Raw genomic sequence first — 1,077 nt, forward strand, 5'->3', positions numbered from 1 at the left:
ACGGTCAGGCGACGACCACCGACGTGGTGGTGAACCAGCAGCTCAACGGAGGCGAGTGGATCTCCCTGGGCAGTTTTGCGTTCGGCGGTCAGGGGAAAGTGGAGCTGCTGACCTCTGGGGATGGGGCTGTGGTGGCCGATGCGGTGAAGTTTGCAACCACTGAAGAGGTGGCAGCGAGCCATCGCTATCAGATGTATGACCCCAAAGGGCAGCTCAGATACAGCATCGATGCTGAAGGCTATGTAACCGAGCATGTCTACGATGGAAAGGGACGAGAAGTTGAGACAATTCAGTATGACGAAGCCTTTACGATCACACCGGACTTCCTGGCACATCTGAACCGGATCGCCCAGGACGGTGGCGAGACGAGTCTGCTCAGCACGGTGGTGGACAGCGAAAGCCAGACAATCCCCGAAGGCTGGACCGCAGGCTCCAGCCTGTCCGGCTTTGAAGGCGATAACTACCTGTACGCCAGTGGCGGACAACCATCGTTTATCTGGGAATCGGCCCTGACGGGCAGTGCACGTCAGGAGGTCTTTGCGAAGTGGACCGCTCACAGTAACCGGGCAAGCAATGCCACCTACCGCATTCATCACCTGGATGGAAACGGTCAGGCGACGACCACCGACGTGGTGGTGAACCAGCAGCTCAATGGGGGGGAGTGGATCTCCCTGGGCAGTTTTGCGTTCGGCGGTCAGGGGAAAGTGGAGCTGCTGACAACGGGGAACGGCACGGTGGTGGCCGATGCGGTGAAGTTTGAGGCGGCAGGAGGACTGTCTGCCAGTCGCAGCTACCAGATCTATGATGCCAAGGGGCAGGTCAGATACAGCATTGATGCTGAAGGTTATGTGACAGAGCATGAATACGATGTTCTAGGCCGGGAGATTGCTACCTCGAAGTATGAGCAGCCGCTTGATCTGGATGCGCTCAATGATTTCACTGTAGCTAGCCTCGATGAAATTCTGAAACCTGAAAATGTCACTTGGTCCTCGATGTCATCGGGGCTGCAGTCAACGACATCTGGCATTGTCAAAACGGGCGCATTTGCCTGGGATGCTTCTGCACGATCCGACCAGA

Annotated in this window: 1 protein-coding gene; it reads left to right on the top strand. The window is 56.9% G+C overall.

The window, feature by feature from the left end:
* Positions 1-1,077, top strand: a 1,077-nt coding sequence (locus BTA51_RS30340; RefSeq protein ID WP_210404948.1) for a hypothetical protein, incomplete at both ends; no start/stop codon positions are given.

The sequence above is a fragment of the Hahella sp. CCB-MM4 genome (genome assembly GCF_002260525.1).
GTDB lineage: Bacteria > Pseudomonadota > Gammaproteobacteria > Pseudomonadales > Oleiphilaceae > Hahella.